Source organism: Halopelagius fulvigenes, assembly GCF_042662625.1.
Classification (GTDB): Archaea; Halobacteriota; Halobacteria; order Halobacteriales; family Haloferacaceae; genus Halopelagius; species Halopelagius fulvigenes.
The window spans coordinates 345,021-354,370 of sequence record NZ_JBHSXH010000015.1; the positions used below are offsets into that span (position 1 = coordinate 345,021).

Sequence of the window (9,350 nt, forward strand, 5' to 3'; positions counted from 1 at the left end):
GTTCTGTCACAAATATTGCCGATGAAGTCGAGTATTAAAGCCGTTGCGTCTCCGTCCGCGTCAGAGACGTTCAGCTCCGCACACACCACCGTTTCCAGTGAACCTGCCCTCGCCTGAGTTCAGATGTCTCTCACGGCGGGCTGACAGACCACGAAAAACAGCGCCGAGGCTACGGCTCGTACGGCTCGCCGTCCAACAGCACCTCGGTATCGTCAGGGACGTGGAGCCGCCGCAGCTCGCCCATGAACATGTAGGTCGCAGACCACCCATGTTGGGCCCGGCCATAGACGTACCACGTACCATCATCCTCTTCAACGGTCGAACTCGCCGGGGAGATGCTCACTTCGTCTTCGGCGACGAAGCCGTACTCGCAGGTCGTCGCGAACGACAGATCAAGCTTGTGCGTCTCCTGCTCGCCGTCGCCCGATCCGCCCGACACCCCCGAGTCAGACTGATCCTCCTCGGGGTCGCTTGCAGCGGTGGGGTCTCTCGCACCGTACTCGCCGTCTGGTTCGGCCTCGCCGTAGTGGTTGTCTCGGACTTCGACGCAGTCCCACTCGTCGACGTGGACCTGAATCACCGCTTCGTCAGTCCACCCGTTCGGCGTCGCACGCGGCTGCTTATCGTTGTAGAACCAGTTCAGGTAGATCTCGGCTTTCTCCGAGGGCGTCCCGCGGATGGCGACCGCCGGGACGCGACCGCCGCCGGAGCGCCCGCCGGCGTTCTCGACGACGCGCACCGTGTTGTGGTGAATCTTCATTCGCGTCCCGCCGGGGCGGTGCTGGTCGAAGACATGCGAGATAGCAGGGGCATCGACGACGTTGTACCGGATTTCGTACCCGCCGCCGTTGCCCTGGACCGCGTGGCGGACGTGCCAGATCCGGTTGTACTCGATGATGGGGTACTCGCTGCCCTCGGTCGCGACGCCGTACCCATGCCCCATCCGCGAGCAGTGATGGATGTCGCAGTAGCGAACACGCGTATCGTCGCCGGTCCGAACGCCGGCGTAGCCCCACCCCGACAGCGAGCAGTTGTCGACTTCGACGCCCGTACTCCCCTGCGCGTCGATGCCGAGTTCCGTCGTCTCCGTCTCGTCAACCCAGTTCCACCGCGGCCCGGCGACGCGGAACCCCGTGATGCGGACGTTATCCCCTGCTTCGAGCATCGCCCACGGGTGCTTCTCCGTCTTCAGAAGCGCGCCCTTCGAGCCGTCGTGCCCGCGGTCCGAGGCGAGCGTCACACCCTTAGGGACCGTGAACTCGCTCTTGCCCATGTCGTCGATGGCGGCGTCGTCGGCGACGAAGACGACGTCACCCGTAGAGGCGTTGAGCAAGGCGTCGTTCAGTTCGGACTTCGATTCACAGACCACGTCGGCATCGTCGGCCGTGACGATGCGCGAGTAGCCCTCGCTGCCACCGATCGGACCGTCAGTTTCAGTCATTTGTTGTGTCCTCGCAGATCGGCGGGCGTGTACGCCTCGCCGTCGATCAGGATCTCGGTATCGTCAGGGAGGTTCACCAACGGGAACGACGCGCCCGTCACCTTGAACACCGGAGACCAGCCGGATTGGGCGTAGCCGTGGACGTACGTTTGTCCGCCCTCTTCGTAGACGTCCGCGCTCTTGGGGTGGTCGTGGATGCTGCCGTCGACGGCAAAGCCGTACTCGACCGTGGTCTTGAACGTGAGTTCGAGCGTCTTCGCGTCGGCAGGAACGTCACGTTCGCCGTCGCTGCTATCGTCGACGGGGTCACCCTCGACGGTCACCTCGGCGTCGCCCTGGAGCAGCTCTACGGACTCGACATCGCCGGCGATGTCGTACGTGTCCGTATCCCCCTTGTCGGTGATCCACGCCGTGATGGTGCCGTCCTTGATGGTGTCCCACTGCTCGACATCGTCGGTCGGCCAGATATCGTCTGTCGTGATGATGCGATACTGCGTCTTCGTGCCCGTGCCCGTCACGACGAGCGACTTCGTCGAGGGACGCGTGGACTCGTCAGGCGCGGTCGTCTCCTCGTCGAGCTGCGGCCGCTGGCAGCCGCTCCCCGCGGCCGTCCCCGTGTCGATCCCCGACGTCGGGCAGGAGAAACACCCGCCGTCGACGGTGACCGAGCGTCCGCCATGCACGCGCGCAGTCCCTGCGCCCGAGAACGAACAGTTCCGGAACGTGATCGACTGATCGTCTGGTTCGGTACCCCAGCGGGCGTTCGTCAGGGCGTCGAAGGGGCGACAGGCCTCAACCTCGGAGCGGAGGCGGGAGTTCTCGATCGTGACCGGGCCCACGTTCCCGTCGGCGAAGGCGAGTCGGGACTTCTCCGGCGCGCTCAACAGGAGGAACTCGGTGTTCGAGATGGTGACCGGAACAGACGAAACGCCCTCTTTGGTGTTCTTCGTTTCGAGCACCGGGCCGTGAGGGTTGATGAACTCACCGCGATTGTCGGGATGGGCGTTGTCGGTGTCGATCACGAATTCGCAGTCGCGGACCGTCGCCGGGCGCTGCCCGCCGCCGAGTCGAATCGACGCCTGGTTGTTGTTCTCGAAGCGTGTCCGAATGAAGTGCGTCGAGCCGCGTGTTCGCGAGCAGTAGATCGCGTTCGTCCCGCAGTTCGCGAACACCGAATCGACGACGTAGAGGTCGCCTTGATGCTTGCTTCCGAGCCAGATGCACCCCTCGTTAGCGTCGCCGTCGAGGTGGCCGTGCGAAACGATGTTCGTCGGGCCTGTTCGCTCGATCCGCCGCAGGATAACCGTCCCGTCCGGGGAGGTGGCCATCACGGCCAGATTGTCGGCCGCGCCGTCGCCGTCCGTCGGGTTGAAGCCCTTGAATCGGACGTTATCGACGAGGATGTCGCCGCCGGCTTTGATGAGAAAGCCCGCGGAGCCCTCCCACTCCTCGCCGTAATCGACGACGACGTTTTCGATCGCGAAGTCGCCGCTTACGCTACCGCGGAGGATGAAGTGCGTACCCGCGCCTTTGTAGCGAATCGTCGCTGTCGGTTCGCCGTTCTCGTCAGTCGGCCCGGAGATGACGCAGTCCGATCGCGGCGGGTTCTCGCGGGTGGTCGTGTACGTGACGCCGTCCTGCAGCTCGAAGCGAGTGGCCTCGTCTGCTCGCTCCAGGGCGCGGTCGAATTCGCCCGGGGGGACACGAATGGTTCTGGTTGTTTGGACGTCCGATGCGTCTTGAAGTGTTCCGTCGGGAATCTCTTCGGTTGTCGTAGGCATGTGTTGAGTGGGAAGGATCGCGCAGCGGTGTGTGTCAGAAAAACGGCGGGGAAACGGAGTGCGGTATAGAAAAACTGCAGTCTGTGAGGTGGATGGTTTCAGTTGACCGCGGCGAGTGAGACGGTGGGAGGGGATTCCGCTCTTAGAGGCCTACCCAGGCCCATTCGCGGAGATGGACTTTTTCTTGAGAAGACGTGTCTGCGGGGGTGATATCAACCCGGATGCGTGGGGTGGTGATCGACGAGATATCGACGTCCGTGTCCGCGACGGTATACGCATATTTTGGGTATCCGTTCGCGTCGACCCGCTCCGTCATGATCCCGAAGCGCTGCGCGTCGGCTTCTTGTTGGGCCGTCAACTCCCGACGGGAGACCGACAACGAAACCCCGGTATCTACGTTGGCCTGTTCAACCCCGTCAACGACAACGACCGCGTGCCATGTCGTATTTGCCACGGGGTCTGCAACGAGCATGGCATGATTCTGTTCGGACTCGTAGAACCCGAACCGGACAGTCGCATCCGAGTCGGTATCGCGGGTGATCGACGCCGAGACGAGGGTATTTCGATGCGGAGTTGTGACACGGCCCGCGGTCGCACACGAAGCGGGTTGACCGTCCCCTCGAATCCGGAGGTCGCCCCAGCGATTCACGGCGACGTCGCCTGTAGTGTCATACTGCGAGACGGTGTCCGTGACGAAGTGATCCCAGTGGGCGGTCGTCTCGCCGTGGACCGCCGCCGTCATGTTCGGCGGCGTCGCCAGTCGCGACCCGCTCCACGCCGCGCGTCCCGGCATCGTCGGGAAGAACGTCTGCGCACGAATATCGAAGGGGGTCGTCGTCTTCGAGTGGTTGTTGTAGACGAAGTTCTGCCCCCAGTCGATGCGGTACCCCGTCGCCTCGTGGCCCTGTTTGTCCCCCTCGGCTTGCACGAAGAGGTGATTACTCTGGCCCTTTGCGACGTGGACGCCGACGTCTTCGATTTGGTTGAGTTGCCCCCACCAAAACGACCGGTCTGAGGTTTGCGGATCGTCTTCGTCGCCGATGATGATACCGCGCTGCATCCCTGTTCCCGACACGCAGATGCGATTCATGTGCCCGCTGATCTGTTGCGCCCGCTTGCGGATGATCGCATCAACCGGGCCGCGGCATTTCGGCCAGTGAATCGTCGACGAACTAATATCACAGAGGTGGAGCACATCGCCCGGATCATCCACGTCCGCGACGTCGAAGGAACCCGGGCCATAGATATTGACGGTGTTGCCGATGCCTTTGGACTCGATGAAGTTCCCCGTGAACGAGTCGATGTCTATATCCGACCCACGGAAGTCGAGTGTGTAAGTCGAATAGTCGGTGTCGGGGAGCGAGAGGGTCTGCGTCCAGTGTCCATCTGGGTTATCCTGGCCGTCCCCATATGCGCCGGGTTCGAGTCCGACGATCCCCCCACACGGCGGGAGTGCGTCCAACTTCGTTTGCATGTCATCCGGCGAGGTCGCCCGTGAAGAGGCCGTCGTGTTAGTCATCGGTCGTTAGATCGGATTCGGTGAAATGCCGTACAGGATGTTCACGTGATACAGGAACATCGTGTCATTCGCCGTCCCGTCCGGGTTTTCGATCGAGACGAACGGGGTGTAATCCAGCGTCGGGTCGGGGAGCGCTGACGCGTCCGTGAGTCGGTTCCCGAACGCGTCCTGATACCGGTGGTAGAGTTCTCCCGACGCGTAATCCCAGTAGATCCCTGACGTGACCGCGCCAGAGGGGATGATATTCCGTGTCGGGAGTAGCGTCTCGGTCCCGGCGTTGGAGACTGCGACATTTGCCGCCCCACTCGACGGGCTGTTGACCGGTTGATGGACGATGCTATTCCCGGCACCGTCCTCGAAGCCGATCCCGACGTTCGCGTCGTCGTAGACGCCGACGTTGCCGCCAAATCCGAACGTGACCTCGAATCCGAAAACCCCGAACCGACCCGCGGCGTCGGGGGTGAATGGCCCCATGTCAACCCGGGCAGCGTCTCCCTGCGTTCCCCCCGTGTCCATGAGCGCCCGTCCTCCCATCGTCGTCTCTGTCGAGAGCGTCGCGGCCCCCGTCGAGGCGTCAGTCATCCAGGACGCAAGCGATCCGTCGAACCCGTGGGAAATCTCCTTTTCAAACCGGAATCTGTTTTTCAGCGTCATTGGTTGATCTCTCCGAGTTTCGCCCGCGCGACACCGATGTTCGAGTTGTTGCTGACTTTCGCGTAGTAGAACATGTGCAAGTATTCGCCGTCGTTGTAGAAGTCGTAGGCGTTCACGCCAGTCGCATCGGCCCACGCCGGGGGCGAATAGACGACTTCACCGCCGCCGAATGCTGTTTTCTCATGATCGCTGAACGGGAGCGCTCGTGCGTGAGGCCCTGCTCGGTCGCCGTAATGGATAGCAACCCTCCCGCCCACCGACGAGAGTGCCGGAGACCCTCCGTTATACTCTCTCGGCGCGTAATTCTGCCACTGAGTGTTGTCGAAGGCAGGGGAGGGCTTCGTCTCCCAATTCTCGCCGTCCATGGACCACGCGACGCCGATCCCGGGGGCGTTGTTCGGGCCGTCTCGCCCCTGGTACACGCCGACGAACTTCCGACCGATCCGGCGGACGGAGAAATAACTACGCTCCTGTTCGTCCCACCGGCCATCCGCGGAGCACTTGAGGACCTTCTTCTGAAGCGTGAACGACGTGCCGTCTCCAGAGAGCGGCGCGGTCATCAGATAGGTGTCCTGGCTCCCTCCATCTGGCGAGTGAACGTAGAGGTTGAGACGGCTGTTCCGGGAATCAACCACGGCAGACGGGGAGGCGACGTGGTTGTCTCCGAGTGCAGTGTCGGAGATGACGCGTCCGTGGAAGGTCCACGGCCCCCACAGCGATGGTGCGGTTGAGAGCTCGATTCCCGCGCCCGCGTCGTGGCCCGACCAATAACAGTAGTAGGTGTCGATCGGGGAGGCGAGGGCTTCTTCGGCATTTATGATCGTCGGGTATGTTGCCCCGTCGGGCGATGCGCTCGCGCTCCCGTCGATTATTGGCGAGCCTTTGTCTTCCCACGTGATATCCTCCCACGACCAGTCCCGCTTTTGGTTCTGGATTCGTGGATTCGCCGGCGTGACCGGCGTCGCAGAGAGGTTATCGACAATTGAGTGCCGCGTGGAGACCAGATCAGCGTCGGCCGTTTCGGGCTTGATATCAAGCCCATCGACAGGCGAGATGTTCGTGTTGATATCCGCGTCGACGTACTTTTCTAGCGGGATGTTCGGGTCGTCGTGAACGAGATCAGCAACGTCGGGCGCGACGATATCCAGTGGTCGGGACGCAGAGACGTCGATGCCTTGTGCATCCCATCTCCAGCTACCGCTCGTCTCGGTGTACCTAACGATTTTTCCAGGTGCCATAGATGTGTCTTGTGAAGTTCTTTCTGCAGTGGTTCGCGGGCGGTGCGTCCGGTGGTCAGTGTGTTACTGGGTCTTCTGCAGGCGGCGGACGTCGCGTTCAAGCCCGTCGAGGATGTCGATCGAGTCCTTTGGCGGGTTGATTTTGAGTGTCGCAGTCGCCTGCCCGATTGATTCGCTATACGAGACGGTTTCGATTGGGTATTGCTCGCCGCCCCACTCGGGGATCTCGAACAGATAGCCGGGAAGGACAAGCTCCGGGATGATTACGATCTCTCCCGAGAGTGTGTCCTGGCGGAGCCGTTCTTCGAGCGCCGAGTCGGCGCGGGCTTGACAGTCCGCGTCCGTCGTGAGTGTCGGGTCGGTGATCCGCCAGGGGATCGTCTCCCCGAGCGCATCGATTTCAGCTTGATCCGATGCCGTCGCCGACACTTGCGTCCCATCAGAGGAGATTTTACCCTTGACGATGACCTTGTTCGCGTAATCAGTCACGCTCCCCGTCGCGGAGTCGTCAACCGACGTCCACGTCCCTTGGCGGACGAGGGCGCCGGGTTTGTACGACTCAACAAGACGATCCGCTGCGGTATGCTGGACGGTGAACCGCATCCCTACGCGCTCGTGGAGGTCTTGAAGGACTTCGAGTGGCGTCCCCTCAAACGTCCCATCCGAGAGCGTCGTCGCCGTTTCCGGGTCATAGACGGTCGCGGTGAACGTCGTGTGATCGGTCCAGAATCGACGGATCGCTTCCGAGACGCGCAGGCCAGAATAGTCGACCGTGATATCCCCACGGGCAAGTTCGAGCGCCGGCCCGCGGCCGGCCAGCGTCGCCTCTTCGCCTCTGCCTGGCCCCGGGAACTCCTCGACGCGCCCCTTGAAGATGAGCGAGTCGCCGTAAAACAGGTCCAAGTCCGCGAACTTGAACGACCCGAGGCCGTTGATCCGCGGGACAGTCAAGGAGACGTCCGACGGCGCCGTATGCTCTAACGTGAGATCCATCCCAATGATGGACGTGATGTCAGTGCGGCGACCGTCGGCAGTCGTCAACCGGGCTCGATAGCCCTGCTCACTCTGTGGGCCGAGCGTCCCGCCCCGCTCCCCGCCGAGAGTCGCCCCCTCACGCTCGCCGAGGGTGAACCCACGAGCGGCCGGGCGCGGGGCGCTCGTCGAAAGGTCAACCATCTCAGGCTCCGTCGGGCGTTACGGCGAGACGGTCGGCTCGCACTTCGCCACTCCCGCCGTGCATCGTGATCCCATAGCCGCGCCCACGGTGCGCCGTCGAGGCCGTCGGCGAGGTGATTTCACCGAGCATCGTGTCCCGGGCTCCCGACGCCGTCGAATAGATGCGGCTCGGATGCACGCCTTCGCCCCCGCCGTCGTAATCGGTCTCCAAGATGTACCAGTTCGGCCACGAGACGGAGACGGAGACGCTCCCGAGCGTGTCGAAGTTATTCGAGTCATCGGCGACTTGCAACCGGAGGAGGCCATCGGGATCGAGGCGGACTCGGTTCCCCGAGTAGTAATCGTCCGACTCGCGGCCGAAGGTGAACCACATAGTCCGCGCGTTCGTCGAGTCGAACCGGACAGCGATCGAGATGCGGTCCCCCGACGAGGCGTAGTAGCTGAGGCCGTCACCAGGCAGCGAGTAGTCGCGCGTCCACGTGTTGTTGCTCCACGCGGCGGCCGCATTCCCCTCGAACGCGGGCGTGTTGAAGGTGTACTCGGAACCGCCACCGCGCCAGTTGGCGTTGATGCTCTCGTCGAACGGCTCAACGACACGCTCGGAGGGGGCGCCGATCGTCCGGACGAGCGTCGTGTTGACGCTATGGACCTCGTTAGTGTCCTCGCGATAAACACGGATCTCGCCCGCAGTCGTGTTCAACCACTGCCGCGTCGAGAGGAGTTCCTCATCCGGAGGATCTGACGAGAGTGCGGGGATCGCCCCGCCACCGGTCCCGGCCTTGATCCGACGATCGGTCCTGAATCGCGGTTCGAGGTCGCCCGACGACGTTGCTCCTGGAGGCACCCAGATTTCGGCGAGCGGGACGGCGTCCAGCGCCGCCGAGTCGGGGGGCGCAGGCTGCCAGGTCTTGTCGCCGACGCGGTCCTCGGGAAGCGGCGGCGCAGGACGCCCCTGTTTCACTCGGATTGCACCCTCTCGATCGACGTAGATCAAGTCCTTCCGCGGGTTGACGGGGTCGCCGGGTTGGAGCGTGACGGCCCCACCGGAGACGGACAGTTGTCGCCCGTCATGGACGACCCGTCCGCTGGCGACCTGCAGCTCGATCGCTGAGGTTGAACCGCCGATGATCACGCCGCAACCGCGGTCCCACCCGTAGCCTTCGCCGCGGCGATTCAGGTTATTCAGTGTGAGCGCGTCGCTACCGTCGCCGATGAAGTTTCGCTGTGGCATGAGTCGAGAAGATGTTCCGGCTTACCGTCGGATCTGAAATGCGTTACGAACGTCCGCGGCCGTCCACTCCTCGCCGAGCCGGTCCGAGAGGAATGTCGCCGCTTCATCCGCCGTGACGACGGACACGTCCGAGTGTTCGGTGAGGCTGTCTGGAACGGTCTCTTCAGTCCGCGCGGCGTAGGCCTCGCCGAGTTCGGGGTGTGAGACGACGAACCCGACGTAATCGAGCCCGATGTCGACCGCCGGGCCGGGGATCGTCACTTCCCCGCGCTTGCGCTCGCCGACCGGGAGCACGATAAACGTCGACATC

General features: G+C 63.1%; 8 protein-coding genes. All 8 read right to left on the minus strand.

Annotation, left to right across the window (positions count from 1 at the left end; translation table 11 throughout):
* Positions 1-169 precede the first annotated feature (169 nt).
* Entirely contained in the window at positions 170-1,441 is a 1,272-nt protein-coding gene (locus ACFQEV_RS11690) for a right-handed parallel beta-helix repeat-containing protein (protein ID WP_379696069.1), read from the minus strand.
* The gene (locus tag ACFQEV_RS11695; protein WP_379696071.1) at positions 1,438-3,222 is read right to left on the minus strand and encodes a hypothetical protein; all 1,785 of its coding nucleotides are present in this window, start codon (positions 3,220-3,222) and stop codon (positions 1,438-1,440) included. Before ACFQEV_RS11695 ends, ACFQEV_RS11690 begins: the two co-directional genes overlap by 4 nt.
* A gap of 142 nt (positions 3,223-3,364) precedes the next feature.
* Positions 3,365-4,696, minus strand: coding sequence for a hypothetical protein (locus ACFQEV_RS11700; protein ID WP_379696072.1), 1,332 nt, complete (start codon positions 4,694-4,696; stop codon positions 3,365-3,367).
* A 51-nt stretch (positions 4,697-4,747) separates the two neighbouring features.
* On the minus strand, positions 4,748-5,395 hold the full coding sequence (locus ACFQEV_RS11705; protein ID WP_379696074.1) for a hypothetical protein: 648 nt from the start codon (positions 5,393-5,395) through the stop codon (positions 4,748-4,750).
* Positions 5,392-6,633: a glycoside hydrolase family protein gene (locus ACFQEV_RS11710; RefSeq protein ID WP_379696076.1), complete on the minus strand. Its 1,242-nt coding sequence runs from the start codon at positions 6,631-6,633 to the stop codon at positions 5,392-5,394. The genes ACFQEV_RS11705 and ACFQEV_RS11710 overlap by 4 nt, the downstream gene beginning before the upstream one ends.
* A 63-nt stretch (positions 6,634-6,696) precedes the next feature.
* Entirely contained in the window at positions 6,697-7,809 is a 1,113-nt protein-coding gene (locus ACFQEV_RS11715) for a hypothetical protein (protein WP_379696078.1), read from the minus strand.
* A gap of 1 nt (position 7,810) precedes the next feature.
* Entirely contained in the window at positions 7,811-9,040 is a 1,230-nt protein-coding gene (locus tag ACFQEV_RS11720; RefSeq protein ID WP_379696080.1) for a hypothetical protein, read from the minus strand.
* Between the two features lie 21 nt (positions 9,041-9,061).
* Positions 9,062-9,349 carry a hypothetical protein gene (locus tag ACFQEV_RS11725; RefSeq protein WP_379696082.1) on the minus strand — a complete coding sequence of 96 codons (288 nt, stop codon included), beginning with the start codon at positions 9,347-9,349 and terminating at the stop codon, positions 9,062-9,064.
* Between the last annotated feature and the right edge of the window lies 1 nt (position 9,350).

Bases quoted from the DNA above. Each gene is read 5' to 3' on its own strand.
- ACFQEV_RS11690 (WP_379696069.1), bottom strand. From the start codon at position 1,441: ATGACTGAAACTGACGGTCCGATCGGTGGCAGCGAGGGCTACTCGCGC.
- ACFQEV_RS11695 (WP_379696071.1), bottom strand. From the start codon at position 3,222: ATGCCTACGACAACCGAAGAGATTCCCGACGGAACACTTCAAGACGCA.
- ACFQEV_RS11700 (WP_379696072.1), bottom strand. From the start codon at position 4,696: ATGCAAACGAAGTTGGACGCACTCCCGCCGTGTGGGGGGATCGTCGGA.
- ACFQEV_RS11705 (WP_379696074.1), bottom strand. From the start codon at position 5,395: ATGACGCTGAAAAACAGATTCCGGTTTGAAAAGGAGATTTCCCACGGG.
- ACFQEV_RS11710 (WP_379696076.1), bottom strand. From the start codon at position 6,633: ATGGCACCTGGAAAAATCGTTAGGTACACCGAGACGAGCGGTAGCTGG.
- ACFQEV_RS11715 (WP_379696078.1), bottom strand. From the start codon at position 7,809: ATGGTTGACCTTTCGACGAGCGCCCCGCGCCCGGCCGCTCGTGGGTTC.
- ACFQEV_RS11720 (WP_379696080.1), bottom strand. From the start codon at position 9,040: ATGCCACAGCGAAACTTCATCGGCGACGGTAGCGACGCGCTCACACTG.
- ACFQEV_RS11725 (WP_379696082.1), bottom strand. From the start codon at position 9,349: ATGTCGACGTTTATCGTGCTCCCGGTCGGCGAGCGCAAGCGCGGGGAA.